Annotated in this window: 17 protein-coding genes; 8 read left to right on the forward strand and 9 right to left on the reverse strand. The window is 50.6% G+C overall.

The window, feature by feature from the left end:
* Nucleotides 1-241: 241 nt before the first annotated feature.
* A complete protein-coding gene (locus AC5L4R_RS05720) occupies nt 242-502 on the forward strand; it encodes a type B 50S ribosomal protein L31 (protein ID WP_494472477.1) in 261 nt (86 codons plus the stop codon).
* A 142-nt stretch (nt 503-644) separates the two neighbouring features.
* Here the strand turns inward: AC5L4R_RS05720 and minE are convergent, their stop codons facing one another.
* The 4 genes from minE to yihG form a co-directional block, all read right to left on the reverse strand.
* Nucleotides 645-920 carry a cell division topological specificity factor MinE gene (minE, locus tag AC5L4R_RS05725; RefSeq protein ID WP_494472478.1) on the reverse strand — a complete coding sequence of 92 codons (276 nt, stop codon included), beginning with the start codon at nt 918-920 and terminating at the stop codon, nt 645-647.
* A 3-nt stretch (nt 921-923) separates the two neighbouring features.
* Complete coding sequence (minD, locus tag AC5L4R_RS05730) at nt 924-1,733, reverse strand: septum site-determining protein MinD (RefSeq protein WP_494472479.1); 810 nt, start codon at nt 1,731-1,733, stop codon at nt 924-926.
* Between the two features lie 167 nt (nt 1,734-1,900).
* Nucleotides 1,901-2,746, reverse strand: coding sequence for a septum site-determining protein MinC (gene minC, locus AC5L4R_RS05735; RefSeq protein WP_494472480.1), 846 nt, complete (start codon nt 2,744-2,746; stop codon nt 1,901-1,903).
* A 255-nt stretch (nt 2,747-3,001) separates the two neighbouring features.
* Nucleotides 3,002-4,003, reverse strand: a complete 1,002-nt coding sequence (gene yihG / locus AC5L4R_RS05740; protein WP_494472481.1) for a 1-acylglycerol-3-phosphate O-acyltransferase, YihG family — start codon at nt 4,001-4,003, stop codon at nt 3,002-3,004.
* A 454-nt stretch (nt 4,004-4,457) separates the two neighbouring features.
* On the opposite strand from yihG, the gene AC5L4R_RS05745 reads away from it, so the two are divergent.
* Nucleotides 4,458-5,108 (forward strand): YiaD family glycine zipper/OmpA-like lipoprotein, encoded by a 651-nt coding sequence (locus AC5L4R_RS05745; protein WP_494472482.1) that lies wholly within the window; start codon nt 4,458-4,460, stop codon nt 5,106-5,108.
* Nucleotides 5,109-5,183: 75 nt separating this feature from the next.
* Here the strand turns inward: AC5L4R_RS05745 and AC5L4R_RS05750 are convergent, their stop codons facing one another.
* Nucleotides 5,184-5,882: a pseudouridine synthase gene (locus tag AC5L4R_RS05750; RefSeq protein WP_494472483.1), complete on the reverse strand. Its 699-nt coding sequence runs from the start codon at nt 5,880-5,882 to the stop codon at nt 5,184-5,186.
* A 221-nt stretch (nt 5,883-6,103) separates the two neighbouring features.
* Here AC5L4R_RS05750 and icd point away from each other — a divergent pair, with 221 nt between their 5' ends.
* The 4 genes from icd (at nt 6,104) to glyA (ending at nt 10,628) form a co-directional block, all read left to right on the forward strand.
* A complete protein-coding gene (gene icd, locus AC5L4R_RS05755; RefSeq protein WP_494472484.1) occupies nt 6,104-7,363 on the forward strand; it encodes an NADP-dependent isocitrate dehydrogenase in 1,260 nt (419 codons plus the stop codon).
* Between the two features lie 115 nt (nt 7,364-7,478).
* Nucleotides 7,479-8,657, forward strand: coding sequence for a GNAT family N-acetyltransferase (locus AC5L4R_RS05760; protein ID WP_494472485.1), 1,179 nt, complete (start codon nt 7,479-7,481; stop codon nt 8,655-8,657).
* A complete protein-coding gene (locus AC5L4R_RS05765; RefSeq protein ID WP_494472486.1) occupies nt 8,658-9,212 on the forward strand; it encodes a chorismate--pyruvate lyase family protein in 555 nt (184 codons plus the stop codon).
* Nucleotides 9,213-9,359: 147 nt separating this feature from the next.
* Entirely contained in the window at nt 9,360-10,628 is a 1,269-nt protein-coding gene (gene glyA / locus AC5L4R_RS05770; protein WP_494472487.1) for a serine hydroxymethyltransferase, read from the forward strand.
* Between the two features lie 142 nt (nt 10,629-10,770).
* Here glyA and AC5L4R_RS05775 read toward each other — a convergent pair whose 3' ends face one another.
* The 4 genes from AC5L4R_RS05775 to AC5L4R_RS05790 form a co-directional block, all read right to left on the reverse strand.
* Entirely contained in the window at nt 10,771-11,211 is a 441-nt protein-coding gene (locus AC5L4R_RS05775; protein WP_494472488.1) for a roadblock/LC7 domain-containing protein, read from the reverse strand.
* Nucleotides 11,212-11,267: 56 nt separating this feature from the next.
* The gene (locus tag AC5L4R_RS05780) at nt 11,268-11,801 is read right to left on the reverse strand and encodes a GTP-binding protein (RefSeq protein ID WP_494472489.1); all 534 of its coding nucleotides are present in this window, start codon (nt 11,799-11,801) and stop codon (nt 11,268-11,270) included.
* Nucleotides 11,802-11,955: 154 nt separating this feature from the next.
* On the reverse strand, nt 11,956-13,344 hold the full coding sequence (locus AC5L4R_RS05785) for a hypothetical protein (RefSeq protein ID WP_494472490.1): 1,389 nt from the start codon (nt 13,342-13,344) through the stop codon (nt 11,956-11,958).
* A gap of 331 nt (nt 13,345-13,675) precedes the next feature.
* Nucleotides 13,676-14,347: a DUF4230 domain-containing protein gene (locus tag AC5L4R_RS05790; protein ID WP_494472491.1), complete on the reverse strand. Its 672-nt coding sequence runs from the start codon at nt 14,345-14,347 to the stop codon at nt 13,676-13,678.
* Nucleotides 14,348-14,702: 355 nt separating this feature from the next.
* On the opposite strand from AC5L4R_RS05790, the gene AC5L4R_RS05795 reads away from it, so the two are divergent.
* Entirely contained in the window at nt 14,703-16,475 is a 1,773-nt protein-coding gene (locus AC5L4R_RS05795; protein WP_494472492.1) for a proline--tRNA ligase, read from the forward strand.
* 211 nt (nt 16,476-16,686) lie between these two features.
* Nucleotides 16,687-18,888 carry a carboxy terminal-processing peptidase gene (locus AC5L4R_RS05800; RefSeq protein WP_494472493.1) on the forward strand — a complete coding sequence of 734 codons (2,202 nt, stop codon included), beginning with the start codon at nt 16,687-16,689 and terminating at the stop codon, nt 18,886-18,888.
* Nucleotides 18,889-18,991: the final 103 nt, after the last annotated feature.

Raw genomic sequence — 18,991 nt, forward strand, 5'->3', positions numbered from 1 at the left:
TAGCTTAAAATAAGAACCTAAGATGTACGGTGTGTCGTACGGGCGGTTGCCATTGTCTTAGGTTTGCGGTGGGGCTTCACCGTCTTGCAGAAGGAATCCCCGAACGATAGGGAGGGGAGGAAGTCAAAATAGCAATTTTATTTTATCTAGCCTCTGTGTTGGCTTTAATCGTGGCGCGTTTGGCATTGGGCCGACAGCGGCCAGGCAGTCCAATCGGCAGGGGCAAATCAAGGAAACCGCTATGCGCGCAGATATCCATCCAGATTACCACGACGTTTTGTTTCATGACACCAACGCGGATGTCTACTTTTTGACTCGCTCAACCGTTAAGCCAAAAGCAACTCGCGAATACGAAGGCAAAGAATACCCTTACGTCGCGCTTGACGTATCCAGTGCGTCACACCCATTCTACACAGGCGAACAACGCAAAACCCAAAACGAAGGCCGTGTGGCAAGCTTCAACAAACGCTTTGGCGCGTTTGCAAATCGCGGTAAAAAGTAAGCCCATCACTCATCGTTTACAAAAAAAGCCTTTCGCTATGACAAGGCTTTTTTTTGATGAATTTTTGGCTAAATTTTTGTGGATAAAGTAAAAAAGCCCTTTGTTTAAAAGGACTTTTTTAATCCTAAGCACAGCAGGGCTATCAACGCCGCTCGGGCAAGTTGATGTTCATCTCAAGTACTTCCATGTTGGCTTCGGTGTGGTGATTGATATTGACATCATCCACCTGTACGCCTGTGACATAGGTATTGACCACCGCCAAAATCTCGCGCTTCATTTTTTCGATGCGCTCGGGCGTGAGGCGGTTGTGCAGACGGTTTTCGCTGGCAACAATGACCTTAAGCCGTTCTGCCGCCATGTTGGCACTGGTTGATTTTTGCTCACCGCCAAATAGACTGCTCCAAAATCCCTTTTTCATCGTCTAGCCTCCAAACCAGCGCTGCAGGAAGCTTTTTTTCTTGACATCGATATGCCGATACGGGCGTTCTTCACCCAAAAATCGCGCCACCATGTCATCATAACATTGCCCAGCCACAGAGTTTTTGTCCAAAATCACAGGCTCGCCTTGGTTGGATGCTTCAAGGACGCTGTTGCTTTCAGGAATCACCGCAATCAATGGCACTTTTAGAATGTCGTTAGAAATGCTGTTGATGTCCATCATTTCACCGCGTTCAGCGCGTTCGGCATTGTAGCGGTTGATGACAAGATGCTCACGCACTGAGCTGCCTTGCTCAACTTTTTTGGTGCGGCTTTGTAAGATACCAATAATGCGGTCAGAGTCACGTACCGAGGAAATCTCAGGGTTGGTGACAATCAAGGCTTCATCGGCGTGATACATAGCAAGCTGAGCGCCGCGCTCAATGCCTGCTGGTGAGTCGCAGATGATAAAGTCAAATTGCTTGGCCAGCTCTGCCATGACTTCTGCCACGCCTTCATCGGTCAGCGCGTCTTTATCACGCGTTTGGCTGGCAGGCAAAATAAACAGATTGGGCAGGGCTTTGTCTTTGACCAAGGCTTGCGATAGGCGCGCGTTGCCTGAGATGACATCAACAAAATCATACACAATGCGGTTTTCGCAGCCCATAATCAAATCAAGGTTACGCAAGCCCACATCAAAATCAATCACCACGGTTTTATAACCGCGTAACGCCAACCCCGTGGCAAATGACGCGCTGGTTGTGGTTTTGCCCACACCCCCTTTACCAGACGTTACCACAACAATTTTTGCCACTTGGCACACTCCTAACGCTGTATTACTCACTACCGCCAACAAGGCAAGCCATGTCGCCCCGTCTCGGTAAATGGTTGGATGAAAAAAACGGTTAAATTAAATTAGTTTAGCACAAATTTTATGACAAAAATAAGTCTATCTGCCAAAAAGATGTTGTCAATTTGGCTTTACGGATTCATCAAGCTAAACACCAACCCGACAGGTTCTTGGTAGCTGACAATCACCGCTTGGTTGAGGTATTCAGCAGGGATATTTTCTTTTAAGCAGTACGTCCCTGCCACGGACACCAATGACGGGTTAAAGCGCAAGCAAAAAATTTTGGCGTTCATGTCGCCCGTCGCGCCTGCCACCAGTCGCCCTTCACCTTTGCCATAGACATGTAAATTGCAATCGGTGATGGCTTCTGCGCCTGCATTGACGCTTTCGGTTAAGATCAAATCGCCGCCCAAATGCGACAGGCTTTGCCCTGAGCGCAGAATTTGCCGATGCAGCCGCGGTTTGAATGCCGCTTGTGGGGGCAAAACAGGCTCTGTGTCGCCACCTTCGGGCACGGTCGGTTGGCTCATAGATTGGCTGGCCGTCGGGGCGGTGGTGGGCGCGGTAGCCGCTGTGGGTGGTTCGGCAAGCGGCTCGGGCGCGGTGTTGGCAGCAGGGGCAGCGGTCTTGGTCACCGCTTGCCCATCAATGCGTTTGCCATCGGCAGGAAAAATCGCCAAATTTAGCCCACGTGCTTGTTCATCTAACACACCCGTGACGATGCCGATGGGCTGCAAACCCAATTCCCACAAGCCTTGTTGCAACGCCACCAAATTCAGCCTATCTTGGCACGCCAGCACCACGGGCATACCATCTTTGGGCAAACGGGCAAACTTATCGGCAACTTGGGCCAAAATCGCAGGCACGTCATTGCCGCCAATCGATAGGCGCATAAAGTTTAGCATACGCCCCGTTAGGCGCACGCTGGTGGTGGGTGTGTGGGCGGTAGATTCGGGTAGGGGTAAGTCAGCTGACATGGTTGCTCTGGGTATTGCTTCAATATCGGTTAGGTTGGGAATATAAATTATATCTGGTCAAAGACTGTATGACAGGCTATGCAAAAAAGCGATAGCAAAAACGGTAAAAAATCAGTCAATTTATCGCATGGCGGTAGCAAGGTTTATGTTAGCAAGGTTTATGCCAAACGACAACACAGCGCCGCGCTTGGCACACAAAAACTTAGCAGGGTGTGCTATACGGTGTATGACCACCCAACCGTGTATTACCAAACATTATGGGGCAAAATCCGCCAACATCTGCCCAATGCGCGCGTCTTTTTGTTGCCAAACCGTGTCCAACCAAGCAAACATCGCTTGCTTGGTTGCCGCATCGTCATGAAATTTACCTGCAATCAAATGATGCATTAGGTCTGGCGGTAAATCAACAAAGCGCATGTCCACGCCCAAACGCCGAATATTGCCTTGCCACAGATCACGATACAGCGGCACTCCATCGGGATAGACGATGGTGACATCCAAAATTCCGTCTAGCTGCTCACCGAGTGCCGCCAATGCCAACGCCAGACCGCCTGCTTTGGGTTTGAGCAAATGTGCATATGGCGACTGCTGCGCGTCACGTTTTTGTTGGGTAAAGCGCGTCCCTTCAACGAAATTGAGTAAAGTAAACGGCTTGTCGGCAAGCTGCTGGCAGGCGCGTTTGGCTTCTTCGATATCGCGGTTTTTGAGGGCAGGATTTTTGGCAATCGCCTCTTTAGAATAACGCTTCATCATGGGAAAATCCAAAAAATAAAACGCTTGGCCAACAATCGGAATATACAACAGTTCATGCTTGGCAAAAAAGCGCGTCAGCGGCAAGCGGTCTTGCCCGATGTACTGAATCACTGACGTATCTACCCACGATTGGTGGTTGCACAGCAAAATATAGCGTCCGTTTGGCGATAAATTGGCAGGCAAATTGACGCGTAAATCAATACTTGGCAACCAATGGTCAATCAAATAATTGTTGGTGGTAATCCAATGCTCAGCGATATCGAGCACAGTTTTATCCGCGCGTGGGTTGCCCGTTAAGGTTTTAAGCGCGCCAGCTGCCCACAACGGCGCACCAAACAGCAGCGAATTGCCCAAAATCGTGCCTGCGGTCGCGCCAAAAGTTGCTGCCTGCCCAAGTGTGGGCGATTTATCGCGTAACTTGGCTAACTGGCGATACACGGGGTTGGTTTGTGGATGGGTCGGCGTTTTTTGTAAGGCAGATTGGCGGCGTTGTGATGATGGCATGGTTTTTTCCAAGCGTAACCTATCAAAGCTAGCAAAAAATGGTTTTCTAAAAAAATGGTCTTTTAAATAGCATTGCACCTATCATAGCGCAAATGCCCCACAAAACGCATGAAAATTTGGTTAAATCTGACCATCTTGGGTCAGCGTGCAAAATCCGCCCACATTTTGCCGAGCATCTATTTGCCAAACACCTATAATTGCCAAACACCTATAAAAAACTTAAACAACGCACTACAGCTGTTCTACACCAATCTGACAATTTATTACAAACAGGGGAGTAAATTACGGCATAATACATTTAACTTTCGTGTTGTAGGCTTTGGCTAAGCAGACCTAGTTTTATTCACCAAACATGATTTTGCTGAGCCAATTTTGCTAAAAACACCCACTATTACAAGCAGGCAGCTGATACGCCTGCGTTTTAACCGCTATTTTTGGAAAATTGGAGAACACAATGTACAAGCAATTACTAACCGCAGGCCTAGCCTCAGCAATGTTGATGACAGGATGTACCACCGACCCTGCAACAGGGCAACAAACCATGAACAAAACCGCAACGGGTGGTTTGTTGGGTGCAGCAGCTGGCGCGACAATCTCAAAAGCCACAGGCGGCGATAAAACAGGGCGTGATGCGGCGATTGGCGCGGCATTGGGCACAGGTATTGGCTACTACATGGAGCAGCAAGAAGCCAAATTGCGCCAGCAAACCGCAGGTACAGGTATCACCGTAACCCGTGACCCCAATACCAACAACATCAACATGGTGATGCCAGAAGCCATCACCTTCAATAAAGCGCAATCGAACATCATGCCACAGTTTTATAATACACTTGATAAAGTGGCAAGCACGTTGGCAGAATACAACCGCACCACAGTGACCGTAAAAGGTCATGCCTCATCAGAAGGCAACCCAAGCTTTAACCAACAACTGTCGCAAAACCGCGCCAACGCAGTGGCACAATACCTTGCCCAACGCGGTGTTGCCAGCAACCGTATTCAAGCCATCGGTTATGGCATCAGCCAACCCATCGCGGATAACTCAACCGAAGCAGGCCGTATGCAAAACCGCCGCGTAGAAATCACCATCAACGCGCCGCAAAACTAACCGCATCCCCTTGACGGTTCATAAACAGACAAAAACAACGTTATAAAATGCCTCAACCTAGCGTTGGGGTTTTTTCTAGCGTAGAGATTTTTTGTTGCGGTGTGTGGGCGTTGGCGTTCGACCATGCAGGCGTGGCTGCCAGCCCAAACGTTGCAATGCTTGCCTATCGAGTGCCACTTGGCGCAGTTCACCAACGGCCAAACCATCAAGATAAAACCCACTGGACGCGACGCGCACCAAGCGCAGACATGGCAAGCCGACGTGGGCGGTCATACGGCGCACTTGACGGTTTTTGCCCTCAACAATCGTGATAGCCAGCCAACTGGTGACGCGCCGATAAGCGATTTGCGGCGGTGCTTGCCACAGCGTGGTGGCAACATGGGTTGGGTCAAGGCGTTCAACACGCGCAGGCAAGGTCATACCGTCTTTAAGTAGCACACCCCTGCGCAATGCCGCAATTTGGGCATCAGTTGCTTTGCCATCAAGCTGCACCCAGTAGGTTTTGCCGTGCTGTTTGACCCTGCCTTTGGCTTGTAACACAGCAGGCGGCGCGGTCAGCAGCTCATTAAGCTGCCCGTCATCGGTCAGTAGTAGCAAACCCTCAGACGTTGCGTCCAAACGCCCTGCCACACGCAGGCTTTTGTCGTGGATATAATCGGCAAGCGTGGCAAAGTTATTGTTGCTATCCGCGCGAAACTGGCTTAGCACACCGTACGGTTTATTAAAGGCCAGCAGTTTGGGCAAAGGCGGTGACAGCGTGGGTGGTTTAGGCATAATAGCAAGATAACGAAAATTTAGCCCCGTGATTATGCCATTTATTTGCTAAATACTTTATAAGTTTTTATTTTTTAGAAAAATTGTCGCACCAAATCGGCTTGTGTAGAATATTGCCAATTTATTTGCCCGAATTTAGCAGTTTTATTGCATTTTAAGCGTTTTAAACGTTGTCATAATTTTATATCACATTTTTTAGTTCAATCAAGGAGTTAATCCACATGGCATACGATAAGGTCATCGTCCCACGTGACGGCGAAAAAATTACCGTCAATGCTGATTTGTCATTAAACGTACCTGACCGTCCGATTATTCCATTTATCGAAGGCGACGGCATTGGGGTGGATATCACACCTGTAATGATTAAAGTGGTCAATGCAGCGGTAGAAAAAGCCTACAATGGCAAGCGCTCAATCGAGTGGATGGAAACCTACTGCGGTGAAAAAGCTGCCAAAATTTATGATGGCGACTACTTTCCTGCCGAAACCCTAGAAGTGCTCAAAGACTATGTCATCAGCATCAAAGGCCCTTTGACCACGCCTGTGGGCGGCGGTTTTCGCTCATTAAACGTTGCGCTACGCCAAGAGCTTGATTTGTACGTGTGTGTGCGTCCTGTACGTTGGTTTAAAGGTGTGCCAAGCCCTGTGCAGCACCCAGAATTGACCAACATGGTGATCTTCCGCGAAAACTCAGAAGATATTTATGCAGGGATCGAGTGGAAAGCCAACAGCCCAGAGGCCATCAAGGTTATTAAATTCTTGCAAGAAGAAATGGGTGTCAGCAAAATCCGCTTCCCCGACAACTGCGGTATCGGTGTCAAACCTGTCTCAAAAGAGGGTACACAACGCCTTGTGCGCAAAGCAATTCAGTACGCCATTGATAACGATTTGCCCAACGTGACTTTGGTGCACAAAGGCAACATCATGAAATTCACCGAAGGCGCGTTCAAAGAGTGGGGTTATGAGTTGGCAGCAGAGCGTTTTGGCGCAGAGCTGCTAGACGGCGGCCCTTGGATGACGTTGAAGAACCCAAAAACTGGCAAAGACATCGTGATCAAAGACGTGATTGCCGATGCGTTCTTGCAACAAATCTTGATGCGTCCAGCAGACTATTCAGTCATCGCAACGTTGAACTTGAACGGTGATTACATTTCTGACGCGCTGGCAGCAGAAGTGGGTGGTATCGGTATCGCACCAGGTGCTAACATCGGTGGTTCGGTGGCGGTGTATGAAGCGACTCACGGTACCGCACCAAAATATGCTGGTCAAGACAAGGTAAACCCCGGCTCTATCATCTTGTCGGCTGAAATGATGCTGCGTGATATGGGATGGACAGAAGCAGCAGACTTGATCATCAAAGGTATCTCTGGCGCGATTGAAAACAAAACGGTCACCTATGACTTTGAACGCTTGATGCCAGATGCAGTTTTGCTAAGCTGTTCACAATTTGGTCAAGCGATTATCAAGCACATGAATGACTAATAATCGCTGATTTGAATTGATTTTTAAACAAAGCCCTCAATCATAGATTGGGGGTTTTTGCTATTTAAATACAGGCAAAAATAAGCAGTAAAAAATACGGGCAAGATGAACGACCATGTGGAATGTTGAATTTTATACCGATTTTAGTTGGCAGTATAAAGCCGTGTGGCAAACGCCTGACACGCCATTTATGCAGTTAGCGTTTTGGCAAGCCATGACCGATAGCGGCGCGATTGGCGAGCAGGCGGGTTGGTTGCCGCTGTATGCGGCGGCATCGCGGGCAGGGCAGTTGGTTGCGGTGTTGCCTATATTTATCAAAGACCATCACCAAGGCGAGTATGTGTTTGACCATGCGTGGGCAGACGCCTATCTGCGCTATGGGGCGGATTATTATCCGCGATTGGTGAGCAGTGTGCCCTATACGCCTGTGACGGGGCAGCGCGTTTGGTTGGCAGAGGGTGCGGTGTTGGATGAGGCGTTGTGGCAGGTATTGAGCCAAGCGGTTGCGCATTTGGCAGCACAGGTGGCGGCATCAAGTTGGCATGGTTTGTTTGTGCCTGCATCGACGCTTCAGGTGGCGCAAGCTGCCGAGAGCGACAGTATCGCGCGGTTGGGCTGTCAGTTTATGTGGCACAATACCGACGCTGATGGGCAGCCGTTTGCTGATTTTGCAGGGTTTTTGGCGACGCTGACGGCCAAACGCCGCAAGACGATTCGCGTTGAGCGCGACAAGGTTGCCAAACAAGGCTTGTCCTGTCGGCGTAAGTTGGGCGCGGATATCAGCGCGGCAGACTGGCAAGCGTTTTATCAATGCTATGCCATGACGTATTTGGTACGCGGTCGCCAGCCGTATTTGACGTTGGATTTTTTTCAGCAAATTGCCGAGAGCCAAGCTGCGCATTTAATGCTAGCACAAGCTTTAGATGCTTCGGGCGATATCGCGGCAAGCAGTCTGTTTTGGTATGATGCACACACGCTGTATGGGCGTTATTGGGGCAGCCTTGCTGACTATGACAGTCTGCATTTTGAGCTGTGTTATTATCAAGGTATTGAATTTGCCATCGCGCAGGGTTTGACGCGCTTTGACCCCGGTACGCAAGGTGAGCACAAGCTGATACGCGGCTTTGCGCCAACGCTGACGCACTCGTTGCACCATGTTTACGACGCGCGTTTTGCCACGCCGATTCGGCAGTTTTGTGTACAAGAGGCGCAAGCGGTGCAGGCGTATTATGCTGACGCGCTGACTGCCTTGCCATTTAACGCTGATTATCTGGCAAAACGAGGATTGGGCTAAATGTGGCAAGCAGACCCACAAGATCGGTATTGTCGGCAGCAAGCAGGTGTATTGGCAGATTGGTTGGCGGCGGATGGTTCTTTGACCGCGCGGTTAGAGGCGTTGTCGGGCAATCGGCTGTTGGTCATGCCAACGTTTGAGGGGCGGATAACGCTGGATTTGGCGGATAAACGTGCGCTGAATTTGCCATCACGGCCGCAATCGGCGTGGCTACGTGAAGCAACGTTGCTTGGGCAAGTGGGTGATGATGGCACGGCGCAAGCGTGGGTGGCGGCGCGTTCGGTGTTTCCGTTTGCCAGTTTAACCAAAGACGCGCGTAAGCTTACGCGGCTTGGTGGTACGCCCATTGGCTATGTCATGTTTGGGCGCGGCGGCGCGGTGTTGGCAGCGCGTTGGCTGACGCGGACGGCGCAAGGCTGGCAGCGCAGCAGTGTGTATGATTGGCAAGGGCGGCGTGTGCTGATTAGCGAAACATTTTTGCCAGCATTTGTTGATTTTTTGCAGCACCCATCGGGTCTGTCAAATGAGCACCCACCAAGCCCAACCCCCGTATAAAATCCGTCCAATTCGCTGATTTGCGCTAGGCGTGAATCCATGATTCATGCTACACTGTGACGCAAATTTTTTACCGCGCCTATTGTGCCGACTACCGACACAGGTGCTGCTAGCGATTGTTTTGGTTATTGTAAAAAGGGTGCTACCATGTTTAAGGCTATCACGATTCACGAGTTTGACCCCGAGCTTGCTGCGGCAATGGACGCAGAAGCCAAGCGTCAAGAAGACCACATTGAGCTGATTGCGTCAGAAAACTACTGCTCACCTGCGGTGATGGAAGCACAGGGCAGTGCGCTGACCAACAAATACGCCGAAGGCTACCCTGGTAAACGCTACTACGGCGGCTGTGAACACGTTGATGTTGTTGAGCAGTTGGCGATTGACCGGGCCAAAGCATTGTTTGGCGCAGACTATGCCAACGTGCAGCCACACGCAGGCAGCCAAGCCAACAGCGCGGTGTTTTTGGCACTGCTACAAGCAGGTGACACCGTCATGGGCATGAGTCTTGCCGATGGCGGCCACTTGACCCACGGCGCGCATGTGAATTTTTCGGGCATCAACTATCACGCGGTACAATACGGCATTGATAAAACCACAGGCCAAATTGACTACGACGAAGTGGCGCGTTTGGCACAAGAACATAAGCCCAAAATGATTATCGCAGGGTTTTCGGCATACAGCCAAGTGGTTGATTGGCAAAAATTCCGTGACATCGCCGACAGTGTGGGCGCGTATTTGATGGTTGATATGGCGCACGTGGCAGGCTTGGTGGCAGCAGGCGTCTACCCAAGCCCCGTACAAATCGCCGATGTCACCACCACCACCACCCACAAAACCTTGCGCGGCCCACGCTCTGGCTTGATTTTAGCCAAAGCCAACCCCGAGATTGAGAAAAAACTTAACTCAGCGGTGTTCCCCGGTAACCAAGGCGGCCCTTTGATGCACGCCATTGCCGCCAAGGCGGTTTGCTTTAAAGAAGCCATGTCAGATGACTTCAAAGCCTATCAACGCCAAGTGCTGGCCAATGCCAAAGCGATGGCAGAGGTCATCGCACAGCGCGGTTATGACATCGTATCTGGCGGTACTGAAAACCACCTGATGCTCATTAGCCTTATCAAGCAAGACATCACGGGTAAAGACGCGGACAAATGGCTGGGCGATGCCTACATCACCGTCAATAAAAATGCCGTGCCCAATGACCCCAAATCACCGTTTGTGACCTCAGGGATTCGGATTGGTACGCCTGCGGTGACCACGCGTGGCTTTGGTGAAGCCGAGGTGCGCGATTTGGCAAACTGGATTTGTGACGTACTTGACAGCCGCGGCGATGAAGCCACCATCAAGGCTGTGCGCGAAAAAGTCCAAGCCGTGTGTGCCAAATTCCCTGTCTATGAATATGCCAGCGGCTTAAACTAATCTGTTTTGGGTGATATTTGATAAAAAACCACTGTCAATGGACCGTGGTTTTTTTTGTGCCTGCCTAGCCATGCGCCTATCTACAAGGCTTGTGCGCAAACAACCGCCCAATCTGGCAGTTTGGTGCATGGCGGTTTTTGGTTTAAGCTTTGGTGTTGTACTGTTCGTCAAGCTCGCCCAGTAGTTTGACGGTTTTGTTAAGACCATGCATGAGCTGCCCAAGCAGCACCTGTTGTTTGGTGAGCAAAATCACAATCATGGGCTGATGGGCGTTGGGTACAGCGCTGATCATGATTTTGCCGTTTTCGGCATCCAAAATCACCGAGCGACAGCCGATTAGGTGTGCTTCGGTGACCAAGGCTTGCACCAGTGCCAAAATTGAGCTACCGACAGCAGATAATTTACCACCGTCATAGTTTTGTTGGAACAGTGAAATTACCTCAAAGCCGTCGGTAGATGCCAACAACACGCCGTCTAAACCATTGGTGCTGACCAACAAATCTTGTAACGCATCTTTGGCCAAAGACAAAAAACGCTCGTTGGGTTTGACGCGGTTTTCCATATTAAAAATATTATCGCTCATACGCTAGTTTCCATCAATTTTTAAAATTCAAATAACACGATTGCGACTTGGCAAGTCTATGCCATTTCAGATAACTCAAGCGATGCAATGATGGTGTCAACCAACAACAAGACATCTTCACGCTTACGCATATCGACAGGGAAAATAGGTAGATTTTTTTGGTGCTCTGCCAACCAGTCCCGATAAATGGCAAAATCGCGCTCGGGGGCTTTATCAACTTGGCTGACACCCACCACAATGCGTCCGTTATAGATTTTGCTAAATGTGTCAAGGTAGTTTGCCAAATCCGCGATTGGGTCAGCAGCAGAATGATCAATCAATAAAATCACACCCAACGCGCCTTGCGAGAGGATTGGCCAAATGAAGTTAAACCGCTCTTGCCCTGGTGTGCCGTACAGCCCAATGCTTGCGCCGCCATCTAGCATCAGCTCACCGTAATCCATGCCGACAGTGGTCAAGGCTTTGGTATTGGTTTGTAGGTCGGTGTTTTTGGCCTCAGTTGAGACCACAGGGATATCTGATAGGCTGGCGATGGCTTGGGTTTTGCCCGCGCCCATCGGTCCGCTAAATACGATTTTAAGGCGTTGCATGGGAGTTCCTAACAGGTAGATGACGCAGCAAGTGTATGCGCGTTGTGAACGATGTTTGCGCTATGATACCTTAATTCCCAATAAACTGATAAGGATTTGTTGCTAAACGGTGGCAAAATTAACATTGGGCGGCAAATTTTGCCCCCACCGGCGGCTATAGCCCAAGCTTGCGCCGCAAGCGCGACAAAAAGCCGCCCATATTGCCTTTGGGCAAATCCGCCTCAATGCTGCTGGTAGATGGGACAGGCGGTGCGCTTGGCGTTGGGGCAGGCTGGCTTGGCGTTGGGATGGGTGTTGATGCGGCAGGTTTTGTGATAGGGGCGACAGGTGCTAGGGGTGCGGCTAGGTTGGCACTTGGTGCGGTAGGCTCAGCATGGGCAAGGGCGTGACCTGCCAAAGCTTGGTACACGTGGTCTTGCAGCACACCTGCTGCCAACAAAGCTGCCCATGTGTGGCGTGCCGTATCGCTGTCGATATTCGCCCGTTGGGCGGCTTGGACAGGGCTTAGGGCTTGCCGCTCCCAAATCGCTTGTAACAACAGACGGTTGTGGCGGTGTGCATCCGCTTGCGGCTTGACCCAGCTGGTCAGTGTGCTGGCAGGCAAGCTATCTACCACAGGTGCTAATACATCAAAGTGCGTTAATGCCTGTTGCCAAAGCCACTGCACCATATCTTGCGCGTGGGGCTTGACGGCACTGGGCAGTGAGCCGACTGTCGTCAGCTGCCAATCGCTGTTGGCAGCAAACGCCGTATCAGTGGACGGTGTGTAGATTTTTTGGTGTTTGGGTGCTAGATAGACCAGCGTTTGCCCATCAAGGTTTTGGATGGCCCAAATTTTGTCTTGGATTTTGCTGCGGTCATGGACTTGGCAAATCAGCTGGATAAAGGCGCGGCGTTGGCTGGTATTGTGTACCGCTGTAGGCTGTGCGGTGGCTTGGGCGGCAGGGTCAGGGGCAGCAGGTGTGGTGGTTGGTGTGCTGTCAGTAGTTAGCGCACTAGATGCAGCACGATGCTTTAAAATATCATCCAGCGTGCGCGGTTGGGCAGGTTGGCTGGTAGGTGGCTGGCTTGGCTGTGTGCTGGGCGGATTGGTTGCCGCTGACATTAAGCCGCCAGCGGTTAGGTCGCTGACCGATGCAGATTGGGGGGGTGTGGGTCGGGGTATGGCTTGTGGATTGCCGCCAAGGCTTGCCATGTGTGCGTACAGCCAACCGCTGAGCTCATTGACTTCTTTGAGCGGTAACACCAAGGTATCACCGACAATACCGCCTTGCTCATTTGCTGCACGGTCGATATACAACGCGGCGGTGTCAGCTTTGCTATTGAGCAGCTTCACCACGCTATCAGCATGGCGAAATTCTTGATTGATCATAAACAAATCAATATTGGGATGATTGGCAGATACCCATTCCAAATCTGCCTCAAGGCGCAAAATCACACGCAAATAGCCTTTGAGCATGACTTGATCTGCCGAGCGAATGCCGACCAGTGCAATGCGCAATACCTTTTTGATTGATAAATCATCCGCGGCATTTATGGGCATGGTCAGGTCTCCAGTGGCAACGTTTTGGTTTAGTAAATTCTAGCAGTTTGTTTAGATATTATATGCAATCAGCAAGCCGCGGTGTCGGTACAGCGGCAAAATAGGTTAAAAAATTCGCCAAATGTCAGGCAGATTGTAGCAATTTTCTAACCAATCATCCAACCATTGCACCTGCTAAACACCGCCGTTTGTCGCTGATTTTTGTTTAAGTTTTGTCAAATCTTTGCCGCCTAGGGCGCTGATAGTTAGCCGCGGGTGCGATAGCTAGCCGTGCCTTGGCACAAAGACCAAAACACCACAAACCCCCGAGTACCAGCAAAAAACCCCAATGCTAACGGGCGCACGCTTTGGGCGGTACGGTATTGACAACAACGTTTAAATCCGCCAAGGCGAACAACGATTGCACCTGTTTTTGGGCGTTGTCTGTCGCCAGTTTCAAGATATCCGCGCGGCACGCCGATGACAACACTTGACGTTTGCCGACGGTTTGCGCCTGTGCAAACAGCTGCGGATCGGCGCTGAACATATTAAACAGCCCCGTGTTGATGTCGTACACCTCGATGTTGTCAAGATACGCCTCAAGCACCTGCGCAGGCGGTAAGGTGATGGTGACATTGCGTGTTTCAGGTTCAACGTGCACATTGGCAGGTGTCAGCTGGCTTAAGTCAATACCGGCTTGCACACGCCCATGCGCGACAAACAGGGCTTTTTGGTGGTCTTGCCACAGCGCGTACCAGTTGCCTTCTTTTTGACTGGTGATGACGGTATCAACGTTGTAGACCACGGTTTGTAAGCGGTTGAGCGTTTGGATTTTGCTAATGACACCCTCGCGGCTGATGGTCTCCACTGGAGCAGGTTGTGAATTACGCCAATACAAGGCCAAGCCACCCAGCAAAGACAAAGCGATCAGCGTCAAGAGCAATAAAGATAACCATCGCCCAAACGTTGAGGTAGGCTTTGCGGTGGGGCGTGGATCAGTGGGCGGTGTTGAAGTGGGTTGCATACAGTCTCCGTATGGCGTAAATTTTTGAAAGATACAGGCAAAATAAAATCAAGGCAAAACCCATAAAACAACAAAAAGATTAAGCAAAATTATAAATGTTAGTAAGTATCAGATACAGTAACGACAAGGCGTGTAAAGCAAAATTTAGCGATATTTTACACAACCGCAACCGATCGCCCGACTTACTCACACACAAGGCAGTAAAAACTGCTACAATACGCGGCAAATCATTGCATAGTGGCATATCGCTAGGTTTGATAATTTTTTAAGCGTCCAAGCTTGAGCCACTGCCTGCAGTTTTTGATGATCAACAATCAATTTTTACTTGTTATTTGTTAAATATTCAAGGTGACCCATGCGCGCCAGCCAATTTACCTTTGCTACCCTCAAAGAAATCCCTAGCGATGCCGATATCGTATCAAGCCAGCTGATGATTCGTGCAGGCTTGATTCGCAAATTGGCATCGGGGCTGTACACATGGCTGCCGATGGGCTTGCGCACGCTCAAAAAAGTGCAAACCATCATCCGTGAAGAGATGGACGCAGCAGGCGCGCAAGAGCTATTGATGCCTGTCACCCAGCCTGCCGAGCTGTGGCAAGAATCGGGACGGTTTGGTGCGTATGGCCCAGAATTGCTGCGTTTTCAAGACCGCCACCAGCGCGATTTTGTTTTAGGCCCCACCCATGAGGAGGTCATCACGGATATCGCGCGCGCCTTGCTCAAAAGCTACAAACAGCTACCTGTGAATTATTACCAAATCCAAACCAAATTCCGCGATGAAATCCGCCCACGTTTTGGCGTGATGCGCTCGCGTGAATTTATCATGAAAGATGCGTATTCGTTTCATGTCAATCCCGATTCGTTGCAACAAACCTATGGTGTGATGTATCGCGCATATAGCAATATTTTTACGCGCTTGGGGCTGGATTTTCGCGCTGTACAAGCCGATACTGGCGCGATTGGCGGCTCTGCGTCCCACGAGTTTCAAGTGCTGGCAAGTAGCGGTGAAGATGATATCGTCTTTTCAGACACGTCGGATTTTGCCGCCAATATTGAGCTTGCCGAAGCCGTAACCGTGGATGCTTATCAACGCGCTTTGGATCGTATCGAGTTTGGCCAAGGCACGCAAAGCAAGCAAGACGTTGCCACCCCCGATATGCCGACCTGTGAGCAAGTGGCCGCCCACCTTGATATTCCGCTAAGCCAAACCGTCAAAACCTTGATTGTAGAAGGTGAGCCTACTGAGGACGGCGTGCCAACATTGGTTGCGTTGGTGCTACGCGGTGACCACACGCTAAATGAAGTTAAAGCCGAAAAATTGCCACAAGTCAAAGTACCTTTGACCATGGCAAGCGAGGCGGCAATGGCAGCAGCAGGACTACACAAAGGCTATATCGGCGTGTTTGATTTGCCCATGCCTGTCATCGTAGATCGCAGCGCGGCGGTGCTATCGGACTTTGTCAGCGGTGCCAATCGGGCAGGATTTCATGCCACAGGCGTAAACTGGCAACGCGATGCCGAGGTCAGTGCAGTGGCAGATATCCGTAACGTCGTTGAGGGCGACCCGTCACCCGATGGGCAAGGCACGTTGCGCATCCGCCGCGGTATCGAGGTTGGGCATATTTTCCAACTTGGTGACAAATACAGCCGCGCGCTGAATGTCACTGTCACTGGCGAAGACGGCAAGCCTGTTACGCCGTTGATGGGCTGTTATGGCATTGGCGTGACGCGCATTGTGGCAGCAGCGATTGAACAAAACCACGATGAGCGCGGTATTATTTGGAATATCAGCACAACAGGTGAGAGCATTGCGCCATTTGATGTGGTGATTGTGCCGATGATCAAAGGTAAATTCAAAGACGCAGTACAAGACCCTGCCATGCAGCTGAGCGAACAGCTATACGCAACCTTACAAGCGCGTGGTATGGATGTGCTACTTGATGATCGCGATGAGCGCGCAGGCGTGAAGTTTGCTGATTTGGAGTTGATTGGTATTCCGCACCGTGTGGTAATTGCTGATAAAAACATTCACGATGACCCTGCGCAGACTCTTTATGAATACGTCAATCGCCGCGACGGCGCAAAACACTTGCTCACCTTAGCGCAGCTGCTAGAAAAATTGGCTTAATTTTATTTTAAGTAAAATAATTCATGGAACATTAGCAACAATTCGCGGATTTGTTTACAGCTCTGTTATAGTCAATCGGTCAGCAACATGGCAAAATGTAATGCTAGACCGATTGACGGTTGGGCGCATCGCCCAATCGTTTTTATCCTTAAAATAAAATTTCAAACCATTTTAACCTAAATTTGGCCATAAATTGGGTGACGGATTTTTCATGCATTACAAACAACTGACCGCAAGCCTGCTGACACTGATTTTGGGCGGCAGTGTCTTGTTGCAAAGCTACCACCGCGCGATCGCCGCGCAAGACCCCCAAAGCGTCAGCGCAGGCAGCCAAGCGCCCACCAACGCGCAGCGCCAAGTCACGCGCGATATCGCCGCACGCCTAGACCGCAGCCATTATTTGGACAAGCACCTCACCACCGCCACAGGCAAAGAGATTTTGACCAATTATTATGAGGCGCTAGACCCCAATCACAGCTTGTTTTTGCAAAGCGATATTGATGAATTCAACCGCAAATACGCCAATCAATTTGCCGATATGCTCAAGCGTGGCGACTTAAACGCCGCCTTTGACATCTACAACCGCTATCTAGAACGCGCCAATCAGTACTATGACTATGCGCAAAAATTTTTGCAAACGCCCGTCAATCTCAAGCGCAATGACAGCGTGATCATTGACCGCGAAAAATTGCCGTACTTTGCCAATACCGACGCGCAGCGCACGTTTTGGCAACAGCAGCTGACCTATCAGCTGATTGGCATGACCATCAACCAAGAAGAAGAAAAAGCCAAAGACCAATTTTTTACCGCCAACGCTGGGCAATACGATGCCGCCGATTTGGTAAAAAACGAAACCCGCACGCCCAGCCAAATTCTTGCCAATCGCATCAAACGCCAACAAGGGCAGATGGCACGGCGCAACACCGACCAACGCGTCGAGACGTTGCTCAATGCCGCGATGGCAGCGTATGACCCCCACAGTAGCTATTTTGCGCCCACCCAAGCCACCGAAATACAAATTCAAAACAGCCTTGAGCTGGTCGGGATTGGCGTGTCCATTCAGCCTGACCGCAAAAACCCTGACTACACGCGTATCATGAGCTTAGTCGATGGCGGGCCTGCCGCGCGTTCGGGGCAGATTAAGCCCAATGACCTCATCATCGGCGTTGCCTCAGAAGGCAGCAATATGGTTGATACCGTGGGATGGTCGACCCGTGAAGTCGTCAATTTGATTCGCGGTAAAAAAGGTTCGACGGTGACCATCCGCGTCAAATCGCAAAACGCGCCTGATAGCGCGGCGCGTAACGTGAGCTTGGTGCGTGATGTCATCAAACAAGACGACACAGGCGTGACCCAGCGTGTGGTTAGTGTGACTGACAACCACGGCACACCTAAGCGCATTGGCGTGCTTGAAATTCCAAGTTTTTATCTAAACTACAAAGCCCGCCGCGCAGGCGAAAGCTATCGCAGCGTCAGCATTGATACCGAAAACGCCCTCAATGCCTTGAATGCACAAAACATCGACGGATTGGTGGTGGATTTGCGCGACAATCCCGGTGGATCGCTTGATGAAGTCTCCAAAATGATTGGTATGTTTGTCAAATCAGGGCCGACCGTGCAGATTCGCGACAATCGCGGCAATGTGCAGGTGTATGAAGACCAAGACGGCGGCAGCCAAGTGTATGCCGGCCCCATGGTGGTGCTGATTAATGGCGGATCAGCATCGGCAAGCGAGATTTTTGCCGCAGCGATGCAGGACTACGGGCGCGCGTTGGTGGTTGGTAGCACCACCACAGGCAAAGGCTCAGCGCAAATTCAGCTGGACAACTTGCCGCTTGGCTCAGCAACCTTGACCCAGCGCAAGTTTTACCGTATCACAGGCGGTAGCACGCAAAACAAAGGCGTAGTGCCTGATGTGTCACTGGTCAATATCTATGACGGGTTGGATTTTGGCGAGCGTTATATGAAAAATCCGCTACAGTGGGATACCATCCGCGCTGTGCCGTTCATGCCTGCAGGCAACTACAGCACCGATACCGTACAATCACTGGTGCAAGCGTCCAAACAGCGGCAAGCGCGTGACCCGCAGTTTGTTTATTTAGAAAAACTCAACGCCATTCGTAACGAAGAAGACGACAAAAAACCCGTCAAGCTTGATATTGACGATCGCCGCGCCTATCGCTTGCGCCTTGAACAAGAAACATTGGCCGCAGAAAACCAACGCCGCCTAGCCACGGGGCAAACGCCATACCGTGATTGGGCTGCCTACCAAGCCGCGCAAGATGCCGAGCTAGAAGCGCGTAGCCGTATGAAACAAGCCGAGCGTCCCAAACTGCCCGAAAGTGAAGCGTTTATCCAAGAAGCGGCACGCGTCATGCTAGATGGCTTGCAGCCGCCCAAAGCCAGCCGCTAGCCACGTGTAAGCCATAGCGTACAAACATTGACGCTGTGGCGGCTACCATCTGACCGTGCATTTTGTCATAATGGGCTCAACGGCAGCAGTCACCAGAACCAAA

This window comes from Faucicola sp. SE7633 (genome assembly GCF_059264685.1).